General features: G+C 52.2%; 14 protein-coding genes and 2 pseudogenes. 11 read left to right on the plus strand and 5 right to left on the minus strand.

Annotated elements, in window-relative coordinates:
- Positions 1–53: 53 nt before the first annotated feature.
- Positions 54–581 carry a GNAT family N-acetyltransferase gene (locus SK54_RS12750; RefSeq protein WP_048247340.1) on the minus strand — a complete coding sequence of 176 codons (528 nt, stop codon included), beginning with the start codon at positions 579–581 and terminating at the stop codon, positions 54–56.
- A 131-nt stretch (positions 582–712) separates the two neighbouring features.
- Here SK54_RS12750 and treZ point away from each other — a divergent pair, with 131 nt between their 5' ends.
- From treZ to glgX, 3 genes are read left to right on the plus strand one after another with little or no spacing between them, the layout of a single operon-like run.
- Complete coding sequence (gene treZ / locus SK54_RS12755; RefSeq protein WP_048247342.1) at positions 713–2,500, plus strand: malto-oligosyltrehalose trehalohydrolase; 1,788 nt, start codon at positions 713–715, stop codon at positions 2,498–2,500.
- Complete coding sequence (gene treY, locus SK54_RS12760; protein ID WP_048247344.1) at positions 2,497–4,965, plus strand: malto-oligosyltrehalose synthase; 2,469 nt, start codon at positions 2,497–2,499, stop codon at positions 4,963–4,965. Before treZ ends, treY begins: the two co-directional genes overlap by 4 nt.
- Before the next feature lie 15 nt (positions 4,966–4,980).
- Positions 4,981–7,056, plus strand: a complete 2,076-nt coding sequence (gene glgX, locus SK54_RS12765; RefSeq protein ID WP_048247346.1) for a glycogen debranching protein GlgX — start codon at positions 4,981–4,983, stop codon at positions 7,054–7,056.
- On the opposite strand, the gene SK54_RS12770 is transcribed toward glgX, so the two are convergent.
- Complete coding sequence (locus SK54_RS12770) at positions 7,053–7,601, minus strand: winged helix DNA-binding protein (RefSeq protein ID WP_003857118.1); 549 nt, start codon at positions 7,599–7,601, stop codon at positions 7,053–7,055. The genes glgX and SK54_RS12770 overlap by 4 nt on opposite strands.
- Positions 7,602–7,825: 224 nt before the next feature.
- On the opposite strand from SK54_RS12770, the gene SK54_RS12775 reads away from it, so the two are divergent.
- Genes SK54_RS12775 through SK54_RS12785 form a run of 3 tightly spaced genes read left to right on the plus strand, consistent with a single transcriptional unit; the run spans position 7,826 to position 10,536 of the window.
- The gene (locus SK54_RS12775; protein WP_003857121.1) at positions 7,826–8,548 is read left to right on the plus strand and encodes a DUF969 domain-containing protein; all 723 of its coding nucleotides are present in this window, start codon (positions 7,826–7,828) and stop codon (positions 8,546–8,548) included.
- The gene (locus SK54_RS12780; RefSeq protein WP_047637343.1) at positions 8,545–9,531 is read left to right on the plus strand and encodes a DUF979 domain-containing protein; all 987 of its coding nucleotides are present in this window, start codon (positions 8,545–8,547) and stop codon (positions 9,529–9,531) included. The genes SK54_RS12775 and SK54_RS12780 overlap by 4 nt, the downstream gene beginning before the upstream one ends.
- 9 nt (positions 9,532–9,540) lie before the next feature.
- Positions 9,541–10,536 (plus strand): DUF2891 domain-containing protein, encoded by a 996-nt coding sequence (locus tag SK54_RS12785; protein ID WP_048247348.1) that lies wholly within the window; start codon positions 9,541–9,543, stop codon positions 10,534–10,536.
- Between the two features lie 22 nt (positions 10,537–10,558).
- Here SK54_RS12785 and SK54_RS12790 read toward each other — a convergent pair whose 3' ends face one another.
- Entirely contained in the window at positions 10,559–11,941 is a 1,383-nt protein-coding gene (locus SK54_RS12790) for an MFS transporter (protein ID WP_045911739.1), read from the minus strand.
- A gap of 129 nt (positions 11,942–12,070) precedes the next feature.
- Here SK54_RS12790 and SK54_RS12795 point away from each other — a divergent pair.
- From SK54_RS12795 to SK54_RS12805, 3 genes and pseudogenes are all read left to right on the plus strand, one after another.
- Positions 12,071–12,989: pseudogene (locus tag SK54_RS12795) on the plus strand (LysR family transcriptional regulator).
- A 63-nt stretch (positions 12,990–13,052) separates the two neighbouring features.
- On the plus strand, positions 13,053–13,319 hold the full coding sequence (locus SK54_RS12800; protein ID WP_003857131.1) for a type II toxin-antitoxin system TacA family antitoxin: 267 nt from the start codon (positions 13,053–13,055) through the stop codon (positions 13,317–13,319).
- Positions 13,307–13,792, plus strand: coding sequence for a GNAT family N-acetyltransferase (locus tag SK54_RS12805; RefSeq protein ID WP_003857133.1), 486 nt, complete (start codon positions 13,307–13,309; stop codon positions 13,790–13,792). The genes SK54_RS12800 and SK54_RS12805 overlap by 13 nt, the downstream gene beginning before the upstream one ends.
- A 302-nt stretch (positions 13,793–14,094) precedes the next feature.
- Here the strand turns inward: SK54_RS12805 and SK54_RS22540 are convergent.
- Positions 14,095–14,187, minus strand: a pseudogene (locus SK54_RS22540) (4-carboxymuconolactone decarboxylase); the annotation flags it as partial.
- Between the two features lie 33 nt (positions 14,188–14,220).
- Positions 14,221–14,619 (minus strand): MFS transporter, encoded by a 399-nt coding sequence (locus SK54_RS12810; RefSeq protein ID WP_048247350.1) that lies wholly within the window; start codon positions 14,617–14,619, stop codon positions 14,221–14,223.
- A gap of 510 nt (positions 14,620–15,129) precedes the next feature.
- Between SK54_RS12810 and SK54_RS12815 the strand changes: the two genes are divergently transcribed.
- Together SK54_RS12815 and SK54_RS12820 are read left to right on the plus strand one after the other, a co-directional pair.
- Positions 15,130–16,734, plus strand: coding sequence for an AAA family ATPase (locus SK54_RS12815; RefSeq protein WP_048247352.1), 1,605 nt, complete (start codon positions 15,130–15,132; stop codon positions 16,732–16,734).
- Complete coding sequence (locus tag SK54_RS12820; RefSeq protein WP_048247354.1) at positions 16,731–17,591, plus strand: hypothetical protein; 861 nt, start codon at positions 16,731–16,733, stop codon at positions 17,589–17,591. The genes SK54_RS12815 and SK54_RS12820 overlap by 4 nt, the downstream gene beginning before the upstream one ends.
- Positions 17,592–17,863 lie beyond the last annotated feature (272 nt).

Genomic DNA, 17,863 nt, shown 5'->3' on the forward strand with positions numbered 1-17,863 from the left:
AATTGACAAATTCAGACAAATCTATCTTCCGGTAGCGGATATAAAATATTTTCTCAAGCCAGCATGTAATACCAGAAAAGGGCGACCTCATCTTTTTCCGGCAGGGCGTTGTAAAGATAGCGATCGTAACCGCCCAGAATAAATCCATAGTGACGATAGAACAGACAGGCAGAAACATTAACGTTTTGCGTCTCCAGCCGTAAGCCGGGCGCATTGAGGCTTCGCGCCCAGACGTGGGTGGCGGACATCAGCTTGTGCGCCGCGCCCGTACGGCGTTTTGTACGCTCCACGGCAATGTAATCCACCGAAATAAATTTATTCCAGTTGCAGGACGCGGTAATAAAACCGGCGATTTCACCGTCATCCGTTTCGGCGATAAGAAATATTGAATCCGGATTAACGCAATGATTTTCCAGCGTCTGGAGATCAAGTTCATAGGTTTTAAGATAAGGTTCGGTCAGCGCCTCGATATGCAAATCACCATTGAGAAATGGCTCTCTTGCAATCTCATCAACCTTGAAAGAAAAATCACAACATTCAAGGCGGGCGAGGTCTGTACTTAATCCTTTTCGAATATGCATAGTATTCCTTAAGTGGGAGTTATAAATAGATAATAGACGAAGCGGCATCCCCTGCTGGCATAACACTCTGTAGATCCTGGTCTAAGCTTGTATTTCGTTCCGCGTAAAAGGTGGTCATTCGAGGACAATGAATGGAATTCAGAACATGTCGCAGGCACTGGGGTGCTGAGTTTATTTCCGATGACGTTGTACGTTTTCGCGTCTGGGCAGAAGGGCAGAAAGATCTCACATTACGTTTAACCGATACCGACATTCCCATGGCGGCGGTGGGCGACGGTTGGTTTCAGATTGACGTGCCCGGCGCCAGGCACGGTACGACCTATCAGTTTGTTTTACAGGATGGAATGGCGGTGCCGGATCCGGCCTCACGCGCGCAGCAGGCTGACGTCAACGGCCCGTCGGTGGTGATCGACCCGCGTCGCAGCCAGCCCACTCAGCGGGAATGGCAAGGACGACCGTGGGAAGAGACGGTGATCTACGAGCTGCATATCGGCACCTTCACCGGGGAAGGAACCTTCAGGGCGGCCATCGACAAACTGCCTTATCTGGCCGGGCTGGGTATTACGCAACTGGAAGTGATGCCCGTGTCCCAGTTCGGGGGCGCGCGCGGATGGGGGTATGACGGCGTACTGCTGTATGCCCCGCACTCGGCTTATGGCACACCGGATGATTTTCATGCCTTCATTGATGCCGCCCACGCGCTCGGGCTTTCCGTGGTGCTGGATATCGTACTCAACCACTTTGGCCCGGAAGGTAATTACCTGCCGTTGCTCTCGCCAGCGTTTTTCCATCAGGATCGTATGACCCCGTGGGGCAACGGTATTGCCTATGAGGTTGAGGCCGTCCGGCAATACATCGCCGAGGCGCCGTTATTCTGGCTCTCGGAGTATCATCTTGACGGTCTGCGCTTCGACGCCATCGACCAGATCCATGACGACGCTGAGACCCATATTCTTCCCGAGATAGCGCAACGGATCCGCGACGCATTTCCGGATCGGCATATCCATCTGACCACCGAAGACAGTCGCAACGTGATTTTCCTGCATCCGCGCGATGAGCATGGTCAGACGCCGCTTTTCACCGCCGAATGGAATGATGATTTTCACAACGCCGCGCATGTCTTCGCGACCGGGGAATCACACGCCTATTATCAGGATTTTTCCTTTGAGCCGGAGAAAAAACTGGCGCGGGCGCTGGGAGAGGGCTTTGTCTACCAGGGGGAAATCTCGCTTCAGACCGGAAAATCGCGCGGGGTAGAGTGTCGCGAGCAACCTCCGCAGTTTTTTGTCGATTTTATTCAGAATCACGACCAGGTCGGCAACCGTGCCCAGGGGGAGAGGCTTATCTCTCTGGCAGGCGCGGATAAAACGCATGTGCTGTTTGCGGCGCTGCTTATGTCGCCTCATATTCCGCTGCTGTTTATGGGCGAGGAGTATGGCGAAACGCATCCGTTCCTCTTTTTCACCGACTTTCACGGCGACCTGGCGAAAGCCGTGCGGGAAGGGCGCGCGAAAGAGTTCACCGGCCATGCCGGGCACGATGAAACCGTACCGGACCCCAATGACGTAAATACCTTTATGCGGTCGAAGCTTGACTGGAACAAGGCAGACACGGAGGAAGGCAGGGCGTGGCTGCACGCTACGCGCGAACTGATTGCGCTACGTCAGCGCTTTATCGTCCCGCTACTGAAACAGCGGGGCGCCGTGGAGGGTAACGTCCTGCAAACGGCGCTCGGCATGGTTGCCGTGAGCTGGCGTTTCCCATCCGGTACGCTGTCGCTGGCGCTGAATATCGGCAAAAAGCCGCTCGCCTTACCGAACCTGCCCGGAAAAACGATCTTTAGCTGGCCGGAGGCAGTCGATAACCTGCCGCCAAACAGCATTGTTGTTCGCTTAGCTGATGGAGAAGCAGCGCTATGATCCCTTCCTCTACTTACCGAATTCAGTTTCGCAACGGCATGACCTTCGATCGCGTGGTGGACCTGATTCCGTATATGAAAGACCTTGGAATTAGCCATCTTTACGCGTCGCCTGTTTTCACCGCAACCACGGATTCCACCCACGGCTATGACGTGACCGACCCCAACGAAATCGACCCGGCGATTGGCGGGCGGGAAGGGTTTGACCGCATGGCGGCAGCGCTGAAACAGGCGGGGATGGGGCTGATTCTGGATATCGTTCCTAACCATATGTCGACCTCGCTGGAAAACCGCTGGTGGCGCGATGTTATAGAACAAGGCAGGCAGAGCCGCTATGCGGCGTATTTTGATATCGACTGGTCCCGACCGCTGACGTTGCCGTTTCTTGGCGACACCTTTGAAGCCGAGCTGGAGCGGGGGGCTATCACCTTAAAACGTGACAGTGTCACCAACAGCGCAGCGCTGGTTTACTATGATACCGCCTATCCGCTTAATCCCGGCACGTATGCCGAAGGCAAGAGCATCGCTGAGATCCACGAGGCGCAAAGCTGGCGGCTGATGTCCTGGCGGGAAGCGCCGAAACAGCTTTCATGGCGGCGCTTTTTTGAAATCACCGGGCTGGTCGGCGTGCGGGTAGAGGATGAGGCGGTCTTCGCAGACACGCACCGCCTGATCCTTGAGCTTGTTCACGCCGGGGTTGTCGATGGCCTGCGCATTGACCATGTGGACGGGCTTGCCGATCCGCTGGGCTATTTGCAGCGCCTGCGTGCGGCGACCGGACCGGATTGCTACATCACGGTAGAGAAGATCCTCGCCAAAGGGGAACAGCTTCCTCCGGAGTGGCCGGTCTCGGGTACTACGGGCTATGAGTTTATTGCCTCGCTGGCGGAAGTGCTGGTGGATGATACCAACCTCTCGCGACTGGAGACGCTCTACGACGAGACGCTGGGTACGACCGTGGACAGGCAGGCGGAACTTCGCAAAGCCAAAGGGCTGATGACCGATCGTAATTTTGAAGGTGAATTTACCACGCTGCTCAAAATAGCCAGCGAGCTGGCCGGGCATAACGGCGCCGAAGTGGAGCATGAGGATATCCGCCATGCCCTGCGCGAGCTGCTTATCGCGTTTCCGGTGTATCGCACCTACGGCACCGGAGAGGGGCTGACGCCACCGGATGTTGCGCTGCTCAGTCGCGTGGTCGCCAGCGTCGACACCTCTGAACCCGCGCTCAGCCTGATCGTGCGTATTCTTACCGGCGATCTGCCGGAGGAGGACCACGCGCTGGCCTCGCTTTTCCGCACCCGTTTTCAGCAACTGACCGGGCCGCTGATGGCGAAATCGGTAGAGGATACGCTGTTCTTCCGCCATAACCTGGAGCTGGCCCTGAACGAAGTCGGCGCCGACCCGACGCCGCGCGCGTTTTCACTTTCCCGTTTTCATCAGGAGATGCGCATTCGTCTTGCCCGCCAGCCCGATGCGCTGCTTGGAACCTCCACCCACGACACCAAACGCGGCGAGGATGCGCGAGCGCGTCTGTATACGCTGACGGAAGCGCCAGATCTGTGGGGAGAAAACCTGGCGCGCTGGCGCCAGATGAACCAGACGCAGGTTCGATTCCTCAACGACGGCACCGCGCCGAACGCCGCCGACACCTGGATGATCTTCCAGGCGCTGGCGGGCGTCTGGCCAGCCACGCTGTCGCCTGACGATCGTGATGGTCTTAAGTCACTGGAAGAGCGTTTCCTCGGCTTTATTGAGAAAGCCCTGCGCGAGGCCAAGCAGCGTACCGACTGGATCGACAGCAACGAAGGGTACGAGAGCGTGGTGCTGGACTACGTGCGCCATCTGCTCTCCCCGGATAACACCCTGTTCCTGCGTGATTTCAGTGCCGCACTCCAGCCGTTTATTCGGGCTGGGTTAATGAACAGCCTGAGCCAGACGGTGATCAAGCTGACTGCGCCCGGCGTACCGGACATCTACCAGGGCAGCGAAGGGCTTAACTTCAGCCTGGTCGACCCGGATAACCGCCGCGAACCGGATTTCACCGCGCTGGCGGAAAACCTCAGCGTAGCGGATGGAACCATTTTTAACGATGCGCAACGCTGGCGAGACGGCAGCGTGAAGCAGTACGTCACCGCCACGCTGTTACGGCTGCGGCCGCATTACCCCGCGCTTTTCCGCTACGGCGACTGGCTGCCGCTGAAGGTGACCGGCGAGCGGGAAGAGAATCTGATCGTTTATGCCCGCATAAAAGATGACGAGGCGCTGATCGTCGCCGTGCCGCGTCTGGTGTTTGACGTCACCGACAATGCGATGCTGTGGGCCAATACTACGGTGGCCATACCCCAGGAGCTGGCCGGGAAGCACTACCGGGATCTGTTTACCGGTGAGCGTCGCCTTCTGCCAGAGACGCTGGATTTAACGTCTGAAAAGGGATGTTTGTTGGTTCTGCTTACCTGCGAATAATCGAGGAGAACAAAAATGCCAAAGGATACAACGTTTGAAATTCGGGCCGGTCATGGCCAGCAGTTGGGCGCAAATTATGACGGGAAAGGGGTGAACTTCGCTCTGTTTTCCGCCCACGCGGAGCGGGTAGAGCTGTGTCTGTTTGATCCTTCGGGAAAAACAGAAATAGCCCGCCTGGAACTGCCGGAATATACCCATGAGGTCTGGCACGGCTATGTGCCGGATCTGAAACCGGGGGCGCTGTATGGTTACCGTGTGTATGGCCCTTACGATCCGGAGAACGGTCACCGCTTCAATCCCAATAAGCTGCTTATTGACCCCTATGCCCGTGAACTGGTGGGTGACATTGAGTGGAACGATGCCCACTTCGGCTATGAGCTGGGACACGATGAGCTGGATCTCAGCTTTGATACGCGAGACAGCGCGCCGTTTACGCCCAAATGTAAGGTCATCGACCCCAATGCCGTTGACTGGCAAGACTCCCGCCGACCCGATATCCCATGGCCGCATACCGTGGTCTATGAGAGCCACGTCAAAGGTTTTACCCAGCTTAACCCGGCTATTCCGCCTGAACTGCGCGGTACGTTTGAGGGGATGGGGCATAAAGCGTCGGTGGAGTACATCAAAAGCCTCGGCATTACCTCGGTCGAGCTGCTGCCGGTTCACTGGTTCCCTGACGATCAGCACCTGCTCGATCGCGGTCTGAAAAACTTCTGGGGCTATAACTCGCTCGGTTTCTTTGCGCCAGCGTCACGCTATTACGGCCCGGCGGGGATCCAGGGTTTCCGCGACATGGTGCGTGCCTATCATGACGCGGGCATCGAGGTGATCCTCGACGTGGTCTATAACCACACGGCGGAGGGCAACGAGCTGGGGCCAACCCTGTCGTTTAAGGGAATTGATAACTTCTGTTATTACCGCACCATGCCGGATCAGCACCGGTATTACATCAACGACACCGGCACCGGGAACACCGTTAATACTTCACACCCGCGCGTATTGCAGATGGTCATGGACTCCCTGCGTTACTGGGCAGAATCGATGCAGATTGACGGTTTCCGCTTTGATCTCGGGACCATTCTCGGACGTGAGCCGGAGGGGTTCGATCCGCGCGGCGGCTTCTTCGATGCCGTGACCCAGGATCCGGTGCTGTCGAAGCTGAAGCTCATCGGTGAGCCGTGGGATATCGGCCCCGGCGGGTATCAGGTGGGAGGCTTCCCGCCTGGCTGGGGTGAGTGGAACGACAAATACCGCGATACGGTACGTGAATACTGGAAGGGGGATAACGTCTCTAACGATTTTGCCGCCCGTCTGTTAGGGTCCGGTGATTTGTACGATCTGCGCGGGCGTCGTCCGTGGGCCAGCGTCAATTTTATTACCGCGCATGACGGCTTCACGCTGAACGACCTGGTGTCGTACAACGAGAAACATAACGCCGATAACGGGGAAGATAATAACGACGGACATAACGATAACCGGTCGTATAACTACGGCGAAGAGGGGCCGACGGAGAATCCGGATATCATCGCCACCCGCGAGCGGCAAAAGCGCAACTTCCTCACCACGCTCTTCTTCTCGCACGGCACGCCGATGCTGCTGGCAGGTGATGAATTTGGCCGGACGCAAAAGGGCAATAATAACGGCTATTGTCAGGACAGCGAGATCTCCTGGGTAAACTGGAAAGGGCTCTCTGAAAACGACGAGAAGCTGCGCGACTTTACCCGTCGGTTGATTGCCCTGCGCGCGACGCAGCCGCTGCTGCGACGTGAAAACTGGCGCGACGGGCTGGAGATCCGCTGGTTTAACGCCGGCGGCGGACCGCAGCAGTCGGAACAATGGGACGAGGGTTCCACCCTTGGTCTTGCCATCAGCCGTCCCGATCTTGAGCAGGAAGAGGGCGTCTGGCACGACGTGCTGATGCTGTTTAACCCGTTTGAAGGCACGGTGCCATTCCAGATCCCGCAGTTTGGCGAAGGGGGTTGGGTGCTGGAGCTTTCGACGGCGGATGATGCCCCCACAGGGGAAATCATCACGGAATCCGTCGATTATGAACTGGCCGGGCGGAGCATGTCGCTTTTCCGCCGTCCTTAAAGCGAGGCCGCCGCGCGTGCGGCGGTATCATACAGGGAGGAGATCGCGCGGAGTAACTGCGCGGTCTCGCCAATCGACGCGCCCGGAATGCCGCTTTCAGCGTGAATGTTGATCAGGCAGGCCTCCCGCACCTCCCGGTACTTCATGCACAGCGCTTTTCCCTCCTCCGTGGTAGAGAAAAAAAGCTCTTTTCCGGCTTTCTCGCTGGTGACATATCCCGCCTTGACCAGCTTTTTCAGCGCATACGTCACCACGTGGGTATCTTCCACGTTCAGCACAAAGCAGATGTCGGCCAGCTTTTTCTTGCGGTTGCGGTGATTCACATGGTGCAGAAGCGAAACGTCAAAGGCCCCCATATCCGGTTCACCCGCAGCGGTCATGCAGCGCACCATCCATTTGTTAAACGCATTGCTGGTCATGATCAGCGCATATTCCAGCTCTGATAATTCAGCACACCGCTCTGAGACGAGATGACGGGAGGAGACGATTCGCCCGTCCGCAATATCGTCGTGGTTTAACGCTGTCGTCTTTTTCTTTACTGTCATAACGATCCTTCCCCCGAAATGTAAACCCGTCGATAAAATAAGAACATTTTATTGATAAATTGTTTACATGTTTTTGACGTTCAGATATAGCTTTTTAGTGCAGGTTCTGTGGAGCCTGACGCAAAACATAACATCGCGCGCCGTAATGCACCGGCTTCGCTCTGCTGCGAAGTATAAAAAATAGCCGTCGGCGCGCAACGCTCACTTTGGATAGGGTAACGTTTATGGACAGTTCTACACTGTTGCCACTTATCGGGATTCCGGTGGTGGTTATTGGTTTTGCACTGCGTTTCAACCCGCTGCTGGTTGTCGTGGTGGCGGGGCTGGCGACGGGCCTGCTGGTTGGCATGGATTTCGGTATGCTGCTGGAAACCTTTGGCGAAAAGTTCGTGAATAGCCGATCGCTTGCCACCTTCATTCTGATCCTGCCGGTGATTGGCCTGCTGGAGTATTACGGGCTGAAAGAGCGCGCCCAGGCCTGGGTCGCGAAGATCGCCAGCGCCACCTCGGCGCGTATCCTGATGCTCTACTTTGTCGCCCGCGAAGGGACGGCTGCGCTGGGCCTGATGTCCCTTGGCGGCCACGCGCAAACGGTGCGTCCGCTGCTGGCGCCGATGGCGGAAGGGGCTGCCCTGAATGAATACGGCGAACTGCCGCAGACTATCCGCGACAAAATCAAAGCCCATGCCGCCGCGTGTGACAATATCGCGGTTTTCTTTGGGGAAGATATCTTTATCGCCTTTGGCGCGGTACTGCTGATTGATGCGTTCCTGAAAGAGAACGGGATCGAGGGGATCGAACCGCTGCATATCGGCCTGTGGGCCATTCCGACCGCTATTGCGGCACTGATCATCCATATGACGCGTCTGCTGCGCCTCGACGCCAGCATTCGTCGCGACGTGATGGCCTGGAAAGCAGAGCAGGGTACGCAGGAGATCGCACCATGATGACCCTCATCACCATTAACCGCGTGTATTACCTGATCGGCTTCGTCGTGATGCTGCTGGTTGTGATGACCCTTCGCGACCGCGCTAACCCGAAACGCTATACCACGGCGCTGTTCTGGTTTCTGTTCGGCGGGATCTTCCTGTTTGGCGATCTGATGGTGCAGGAGCTGGGTAAGTCGCTGGCGTATCGCATTATTGGCGGCGCCGTTATCGTGATTGCGCTGCTGGCCGGTTTCGGGCTGGTCGGGAAGGGGCACTATAAAATGTCCACCGAGGAGGAGCGTGTTGCCTCGTCGAACCGGCTGAAAAACTGGCTGTTTTTACCGGCACTGATGATCCCCGTGGTAACGGTCATCGGGACGCTGTTTCTGAAAGGCGTGTCGATTGGCGGCGTTTATCTGCTCGACCAGAAACAGCTTACGCTGGCGGCGCTGTGCGTGGCCTGCGTGGCGGCTATCCTTACGGGCTGGTGGCTGACAAAAGGTACGCCGCTGCATGCGGTGCGTCAGTCGCGTCGGCTGGTCGATACCATCGGCTGGGCGGTGATCCTGCCGCAGATGCTGGCCATGCTCGGCGGGGTCTTCGTGGTGGCGAACACGGGCGACTCGGTGCAAAAGGTGGTCAGCCTGTTTGTGAACCCGGACAGCCGCTTCATGCTTGTGGTGATTTACTGCGTGGGGATGGCGCTGTTTACCATGATCATGGGTAACGCTTTTGCAGCCTTCCCGGTGTTAAGCGCCGGTATCGCTCTGCCATTCCTGATTAACGTCCATCACGGTAACCCGGCGCCGCTGCTGGCTATCGGTATGTACGCAGGCTATTGCGGCACGCTGATGACGCCGATGGCCGCCAACTTCAACATTGTGCCCGCCGCGCTGCTGGAGCTAAAAGACAAATATCAGGTTATCAAGATCCAGATCCCGACCGCGTTAACCCTGCTGGTGGTGAACGTGTTCTTAATGTATTTCCTCGTGTTTCGCTAAGGAGCTGCAATGGAATTAACGCAACATCAGGCTGACGCCTTCGCCAGAATGCCGTTGACCTATTTACGTCAGGAATACCCGAACCACATTATGCATCTGCTCAACGATGACGGCGACGTTCTGCCGCCTCGCGAGCTGCACCCGATCTTTTACGGCTGTTTTGACTGGCACTCTGCGGTGCACGGCTACTGGCTGCTGCTGCGCTGCCTGCGTCTCTGGCCCGAACTGCCGTGCCGGGAAGAGATCGTCACTCTGTTCGAAGAACACCTGACCGACGAGAAGGTGGCGAAGGAGCTGGCCTATTTTACCGCGCCGTTCCGCGCGTCGTTTGAGCGGCCTTATGGCTACGGCTGGCTGCTGGCGCTGGCGCAGGAGCTGAAACAGTCGTCACTGCCACAGGCGGAGCGCTGGTACCAGACGCTGCAACCGTTAACGCGGGATATTCGCCAGCGGCTGGTGGATTACCTCAGCAAGCTCACCTATCCCATCCGCGTCGGAACACATTACAACACGGCGTTTGCGCTCGCGCTGGGGCTGGATTATGCCCGGGCGGTGACGGATGACGGGCTTGAACAGGCGATCCTGGACGCGGCGACGCGCTTTTATCATACGGACACGCAATATCCGGCGCATTATGAGCCGGGCGGCGACGAGTATATCTCCGGGGCGCTGACCGAGGCCCTGCTGATGAGTAAGGTGGTGGAGAATTTCCCGGCCTGGTTTGATGCGTTTCTGCCTGAAGTGGGTGCCGTTTCAGCGCTGATGAACCCGGCTGAGGTAAGCGACCGCACCGACCCGAAAATCGCACATCTGGACGGGCTTAACCTCAGCCGCGCGTGGTGTATGAAGCACATTGCCCGCGCTTTGCCGGAAAACCACCCGGCGCAACAGGCGTTACAGGATGCCGTTGCGCGCCATCTCTCGGCAAGCGTGGAGCATGTTGTCGGCAGTCACTACAGCGGCGGCCACTGGCTGGCGAGTTTTGCGCTGCTGGCGCTGGAGTAGCGCTTAGTTATATTTTTCGTGCTCATCCTGTTTCCGCAGGATGAGTGATTTTACGCAACCGGCTCGCGCTGACGACGACCGCTACCGCAGAAGCTGCGGCGGCGACCCACAGCGCAACATGAATTGACCTTTCATCTGCGGCCAGCAGAACGGCCACGGCGGCGGCGCCCAGACACTGCCCGAACGTGCGCATAATGGATAAAACACCGGATGCATAGCTCGCATGCTCACGAATAACGTTGGAAAGCATTTCCCGGTTATTGGGACTCTGAAAGCAGCCAAACCCCACTCCGCACACCAGACTCCGCAGGCAGATATCCCACACTGAAGGGCGGTCGGGTAATGTTGCCAGCAGGATCAAACCGACGACAAAAATCATCAGCCCCAGGGTGGATATCGCCGGGGCTGAAATCGTGTCTGCCCACCGGCCTGCATGCGGCGCAATCAGTACGATCCCTAGCGGCCACGGCGTAAACAGCAGGGCAGACAACACCGGGCTGTAGCCGTATTCGCTCTGAAAAAGGAAGGGCAGCGCAATAAAGGTGATCCCCTGGCTGACAAAAGCAATCATCGACGTGAAGGCCGCGAGGGTAAAACGTTCATTTTTAAACATCATCGGCGGCAGTAAGGGGTTATCCGCGCGGCGGATCTGCCAGATAAACGCCATGCCGCTCAGCGCAGCGAGCATTGTCCAGCAAAGGCTACCGGGATGATAGTCCTGGAGGCTGTTCGCCGCCATGATCGTCGACCCCAACAGCAGCGCCGACAATATCGCGCCCGGGGTGTCGAAAGGCGCTTGCTTTCGAACCGCATCCCGCGGCAGCGCTTTGACCGCCAGCAGTAAGGCGAGGGTGCCGGGAACAACATTTATCGCAAACAGCCATTGCCAGCTCAGGGTGTGAAGGATCGTCCCGCCCAATACCGGGCCGATAGCGGAGCTGGAGGCGATGAGCAGGGCGTGTAACCCCAGAATGCGGCCAAGCAATCGCCCGGGAAATACGGACCGCAGGATTGCGGGGGCAATACTCAGCGTCGCCGCGCCGCCGATCCCCTGAAGCACGCGCATACCGATAAGCATTTCGGGTGTATTCGCCAGCGCGCAACCCAGTGATGTCAGGGTAAAGGTCGTCAGACCTGCCAGAAATACGGGGCGATAACCCAGGCGGGCCGCAAGCGCCGCGAATATCGCCAGCGTCATCGCAGCCGCCAGCAGATACCCGTTGGCGAACCAGACGGCAATACTGGCAGGTACCTGCATCTCCTGAGCCATGGAGGGCAGGGCAATGTTGATCATGGTGCCATCAAACACGCCCATTAAGGTGGTGGTCATAATTGCGGCCATCACCCGTGCGCGCGCCGGGCCAGGCAGTCCTTCGTCGCCGGGTTGACTGGAAAAGAGCGTCATTATGTTGTCCTCTGAGAAGAGTGTATGGATGACAAAACTATAAAGATGGCTTTTACAGGGCGGAAGGCGCACCATTTACACTTTATCGTTGCACGAAACGCCTTATCTGAATGAACAGGAATGAGCGCTATGACCGATCCTGATTTTAATTTACTGATTGCACTCGACATATTGCTGAGCGAAGCGAGTGTCGCAGGTGCAGCACGTCGTCTGAACCTCAGCACCTCGGCCATGAGCCGGACATTAAGCAGGTTACGCGACGTTACAGGCGACCCGATCCTGGTGCGCGCAGGACGTAACATGGTACTAACCCCGTGGGCCGAAGCGACCCGGGATCGCGCCAGACGTGCAGTGCACGAGGCGAGGGCGGTATTGCAGCCCTCAACTGAAACGTTCAGTGCGCAAAGTCTGGCGCGCCTTTTTACCATCAGGGCAAACGATGGTTTTGTGGTGGCGTTTGGGCCTGCGCTTATAGCGGCTGTGGCCGACGCCGCGCCGGACGTCTGTATACGCTTTGCGCCTAAGCCGGAAAAAACGTCGCGCTATCTTCGGGAAGGGCTGGTTGATCTGGAGATTGGCGTCCAGAGCAATATGGGGCCTGAAATACGGCTGCAACGACTGTTTGAGGATCGGTTTGTGGGCGTCGTGCGTAAGGGACACCCGCTGGCTAAGCAGGCAGAAATAGGCGTGAAGGATTATGTCGCCTGGGGCCATGTGGTTGCGTCACCCGAGGGCGCGTTGCATGGATCCGTTGACGATGCGCTGGCCGAGCTGGGGACAAAACGTAAAATCGCCAGCGTCGTACCGGGATTTCCGACGGCGCTCTCCGTGGCGCTGGAATCGGATCTTATCGCCATGATACCCGCGCTCTATTTACTCAATCAGCAGGTAACGGACCAGGTACATCTGTTCGAGCTGCCGTTCAAAAGCCGTCGTATTACGGTATCGCAGATGAATGGAACGCGACCCTGGTCACCGCTGGCTGAGAGAGCAAATTCTTGCGATATGCGGTGTGGAGAGGTCAGACATAATTTCGGGCTCTGTATAGCGATTGCTATACACACCGCTTATGCTATGCTTGTAAAGCAATTGCTATACAAGAGGTATACCTATGAAATCAGATGTTCAACTCAATCTCAGAGCCAAAGAATCCCAGCGGGCGCTTATCGATGCCGCCGCAGAGATCCTCCATAAATCACGCACGGACTTCATTCTGGAGATGGCCTGTCAGGCAGCCGAGAATGTGATCCTCGATCGACGTGTATTCAATTTTAACGATGAACAGTACGCAGAGTTCATTGACATGCTCGATGCCCCGGTCGCGGACGATCCTGCCATAGAAAAACTGCTGGCAAGGAAACCGCAGTGGGACGTGTAACAGCACCAGAGCCCTTATCCAGCGTCCATCAACTGGCGGAGTTCGTCAGCGGAGAGGCCGTGCTTGACGAATGGCTAAAACAAAGAGGTCTGAAAAACCAGGCGCTCGGCGCAGCCCGAACGTTTGTCGTTTGTAAAACGGGCACGAAGCAGGTCGCGGGATTTTACTCTCTGGCTACCGGCAGCGTTAACCATACGCAAGCGACAGGTAATCTGCGGCGTAACATGCCGGATCCCATTCCCGTGATTATACTTGCCCGTCTGGCTGTGGATGTCTCGTTACGCGGAAACGGGTTGGGAGCCGATTTACTCCACGATGCGGTTTTACGCTGTTATCGGGTAGCTGAGAATATCGGGGTGCGAGCGATCATGGTTCATGCACTCACTGAGGAAGCCAAAGCGTTTTATATCCACCATGGTTTTAAAGCATCGCAGACTCAGGAACGGACACTGTTTCTCAGGCTTCCTCAGTAGAGGCAAAGGGAGGGGGTAGGATGCGATGGGCTTATCTGACGAGGGATAGGCTTCATAATATCCAATTTAACTATTCTGGGTTTGAGGAATATACATAATTTACTTCAGCACCAGAAAAAGTATAACAAACTGTTTTAAATGGATATTAATCAAATGGCGATTCAAACTCACAGTTATGAACTCAGTTTTGGTTCATAACTGTGTTAAACGCTGTCCATAAATCACTCGATGTTACGCTTGTTGGTTCATGAACTGTTCGTTCTAATTTTGTGATGTGCGTCAGGTTTTAGTGTTCAGTAATATTACCTTTTACTCGATGAGCGATTGTTTACCACCTCTCCGACAACCGGAGCAGCGGTAAATGCGTTTGGCCAGCCAGCGTAAAACGCGGCTTGGGTACGCGGAGGTCTAAACTTTACCGATTATATTCAAATGAATCTGTCCTTACCGGCGTGCCATGCAAAATAGGCTTGTACCAGCGTAACGACAAGTATGCAGAGCAACACAGAGTTCCAGTTAAGTGAGTGGCCGCGAATAATGCCCGCAAGGTAGGGGCCGAGAGCACCAATCAAATAGCCGATACATTGCGCTTTGCCGGATAGCTGACCTGCCTGGCTGTGTTCACGAGTCCGCAGCCCAAAGAGCGTGAGGCAGGTGACCATAGACATTCCCGCACCTACACCTGCGAACAAGCAGCCAAACAGCAGAAAAAGCCGATTTGAAAAGAATCCCTGCCACTCCGATTTAATGAACAGTGAACAAATGAGGCCAAGGAGGCGTTGATCCTTATGTTTAGTAAAAATCCAGTTCATGAGATAATGACTCATATCAAATTGTTTTAATTGTTTTTTTTAGAAAGAAATGAATTAATCTCCAAAAACATTCATGAACAAACAGGGAATGCGCGTCTTATGAGCATTTCCTAGCAGCTTACTCGGCTTCACCATTTTACACCTTAATCGCGTAACCAAGCACATGAGTATTTAGGGGGCATCTGATTGTTTACTTGAGTAATTTATGATTTTCTGTAACATTTAGATGCACCACAAAAGCTAATCAGAACTAATTCATCTGAGGGCGGTAGCGTTGTCAAGGTTGGTTCGCCTTGTCTGAGGCGTTTTAGTCCAGCAAGATAGTTCTATCTATTTGAATGAGATCTAAGTAGATCGAGTTGTGTGAAGCGAGCGCCAATTCAATTTATCTATAAAGAACTTAGACATTGTGATGAAACTTTTCATCTCAAGATAGGGGTTAATATAATAGGCTAACAATTAATTACCTTGTTAAATGAGATTTTCAGTCTTCTGCCTGGTCAATAAAACATAAAGGTATAAATAATGGATGCAGTAGAGTTAATATTCTGTAAATCAATTAATTACTTTGATTATACTTCAGTCAACCCAAAGAAAACCAATTACATATTAATATCGCCAAGTGACGATAATTTTAATGACTTTGGGAAAATCACCTCGGTTTTAATACGTGCACAATTTGAAGATGATAAGGTTGAGTTCCGTACAAAACTAGCAATTCTCGACGTAAAAGAAAGCAATCAAGAACTTACTCTAGTAGAGTATTTTAATAAAACAAATAATAATGATACCCCAATATATCCAAATGATGATATACTTTATTTTTCGCAATGCCAGTCCCTAGAGACTTACAGATATTTGCATCGATGTGTTGGAAAAGAAAAGTCAGACATCATTCTGACTAAAATTAATGATCTGAGCACTATACGGAATAAGAAAAAGCATCTAAATAAATTTAGGCTATTTATTAAAAGCAAAATATTTCAAACGTCCTTAATAAGGACCTCGGAGAGTTATTACGCTTTCAAAAACTCAAATTTTATAAGTGGTGAAATAGAATCACAAGAAATAAAAAATAATGAATTAGAATTCTCGATTGATATTGATGATGGAGAGTCAAATAGGATAAATCTTGGCTTTAATTTTTCTTATAAAAAAAACCACCCTCGAAACATAATAACTATTATTGGCAGTAATGGTAACGGGAAAAGTAGGACGTTAAGTAATATTGCAAAAATGGCTCTGAGTGGCTCTAGATCTTATGGGGATAGAATAGAAGTAAACCGGATTTTATTATTCGCACCTAGACATGAGTTGCGCTCATTCCCATCCGAACATTGGAAAAATCCGGCAACGTACTATAGAACATTTCCAACAACAAGATCATATCAAACGCGAAGTAAAAAAACCACAACTGAAACCATTTTAGACATTGTCCGAAGCGAAGAAACTATTGCTGGCAGGTCACGATGGGAAATTTTCTCTCAATCTTTGAATGGGCTAACTAATCACGGTGAAATTTATCTAAAAGGAAGTTCACCCAAGAAATATTATTCTCTTAAATTCTTAAACGATCAAAAAGAAAATAATAGCCTCCTGGGTTGGGGTACTATTCAAGAAGATCTTGAACCAATTCGACTTATTCAAGGTAATGAGTTTAAATTAAGTAGTGGTGAGATTAGCTTTCTAAAAATAATCACCAATATGACGATGCACATCGAGAATGGGAGTCTCTTACTGATAGATGAGCCCGAAACTCATTTACATCCTAACTTCATAGCGCTAATAATGTCTGCTTTACATAAAATATTGACAGCCACAGGGTCATATTCAATAATATCAACACACTCTGTTTATATTGTACGAGAGGTCCCTCAAGACCAAGTAATTATTTTAGAGAGGGATGAAAAAAACAATGTTGTCCAAAAAACAACAGGAATGACTACATTAGGTGCAAACTTAGGTTCATTATCATCATTTATATTTGGAGAAAATAGTCGCTCTAAGCTTGTTAATGAAATAGCCAAAAAGGTAATTAGAGAACACAGATCTTTTGAAGAAATTGAGGGCTTATATAGAGATTCTTTTTCAATTGAAATGCTTTCACTTATAAGAGGCATGATGAAATGAAGTATTTCAATCAACCTCTTGAAAATGACATAGATAAAATCACAGAAATTGCGAATGCAAATTATTCCGGTTCAAAGTTGATTGAAAATAATCTGAACATTTTCATCGAGAGATATAAAGAATATTATTCATGCAAAGGTGCTGCGTTAAGTATTAATGGTATGTTTGGACTAAATGACGCAAGAGAAAGCATAAAAAAGTTATACAAGAGCAAAGGAAAACAATTATCTTTCATAAAAGAATTGCGAGATAAAAATACAGGAAAATGCTGTTCAATGTGTGGGGCCAATTTAAGTACCCAAATAGATCATTTTCTTCCCCAAGAATTTTTTCCGGAATATTCTATATTAAGTGCTAATTTAATTCCGATTTGCAAATGTAATCAAAAAAAAGGAAAATTTACTATAGGGGATAATATTGACGAAATATTATTACACCCTAGGTATGAAAAAAAACTTTCCAAGCGGATTATCACGGCTAAAATAAGAAACCATGATGGTGCAATTAAAATATATCTTGAATTCAATCCTCCAAAGAAAATATCGAATGCTAAAGGCTTGGCTTTTCATTATGAAAAGATTGTTGACTCTGATTTATTGATTACTACTATCAGAGAGCGGTTTTATGAAATGAAGCGCGCACCAAGTTCGGTAGTATATACTCTTGCAGATCGGATCAATAGTCCGCAAGAACTGAGGAATATTCTATTTTCCCACCTACGGTCATTTGATAAGCGACATCAAAGTCAAAATAATTGGGAGTCCATATTTATTCATGCATTACTTGAGAAAAGAACTTTTAATTGGATATGGAGAAAAATATCAGCGCCCGATCGAAAGTATGATGAATCTTTTTAAAAATCTCTTTCGCGTCAATAGTGGTAATATTTTTTTATCATTGTCCTCTTTCTACTGACATACTGATTGTCCGACAGTGGAGCCAGTCGAAATTGTTGACAGCTAGTCGGGGCTCGTCTGGTCTTTCTAGCAGTAAGAAACGTATTAATATTGGATCGCCACTAGTTTAACAGATACCTCAGAATTATTTATAGACTGACACCACCCCGGTAGACGATCCTGCCCTATAGGAAGCTAAGTGGAAACTTATCCAGTAACAGCTTGTCGATTTT

Source organism: Enterobacter sp. MGH120 (assembly GCF_001037725.1).
Taxonomy (GTDB): domain Bacteria; phylum Pseudomonadota; class Gammaproteobacteria; order Enterobacterales; family Enterobacteriaceae; genus Enterobacter; species Enterobacter hormaechei_C.

Excerpts from the sequence above, each read along its gene's own strand:
- SK54_RS12750 (WP_048247340.1), bottom strand. The coding sequence starts at position 581 with ATGCATATTCGAAAAGGATTAAGTACAGACCTCGCCCGCCTTGAATGT.
- treZ (WP_048247342.1), top strand. The coding sequence starts at position 713 with ATGGAATTCAGAACATGTCGCAGGCACTGGGGTGCTGAGTTTATTTCC.
- treY (WP_048247344.1), top strand. The coding sequence starts at position 2,497 with ATGATCCCTTCCTCTACTTACCGAATTCAGTTTCGCAACGGCATGACC.
- glgX (WP_048247346.1), top strand. The coding sequence starts at position 4,981 with ATGCCAAAGGATACAACGTTTGAAATTCGGGCCGGTCATGGCCAGCAG.
- SK54_RS12770 (WP_003857118.1), bottom strand. The coding sequence starts at position 7,601 with ATGACAGTAAAGAAAAAGACGACAGCGTTAAACCACGACGATATTGCG.
- SK54_RS12775 (WP_003857121.1), top strand. The coding sequence starts at position 7,826 with ATGGACAGTTCTACACTGTTGCCACTTATCGGGATTCCGGTGGTGGTT.
- SK54_RS12780 (WP_047637343.1), top strand. The coding sequence starts at position 8,545 with ATGATGACCCTCATCACCATTAACCGCGTGTATTACCTGATCGGCTTC.
- SK54_RS12785 (WP_048247348.1), top strand. The coding sequence starts at position 9,541 with ATGGAATTAACGCAACATCAGGCTGACGCCTTCGCCAGAATGCCGTTG.
- SK54_RS12790 (WP_045911739.1), bottom strand. The coding sequence starts at position 11,941 with ATGACGCTCTTTTCCAGTCAACCCGGCGACGAAGGACTGCCTGGCCCG.
- SK54_RS12800 (WP_003857131.1), top strand. The coding sequence starts at position 13,053 with ATGAAATCAGATGTTCAACTCAATCTCAGAGCCAAAGAATCCCAGCGG.
- SK54_RS12810 (WP_048247350.1), bottom strand. The coding sequence starts at position 14,619 with ATGAGTCATTATCTCATGAACTGGATTTTTACTAAACATAAGGATCAA.
- SK54_RS12815 (WP_048247352.1), top strand. The coding sequence starts at position 15,130 with ATGGATGCAGTAGAGTTAATATTCTGTAAATCAATTAATTACTTTGAT.
- SK54_RS12820 (WP_048247354.1), top strand. The coding sequence starts at position 16,731 with ATGAAGTATTTCAATCAACCTCTTGAAAATGACATAGATAAAATCACA.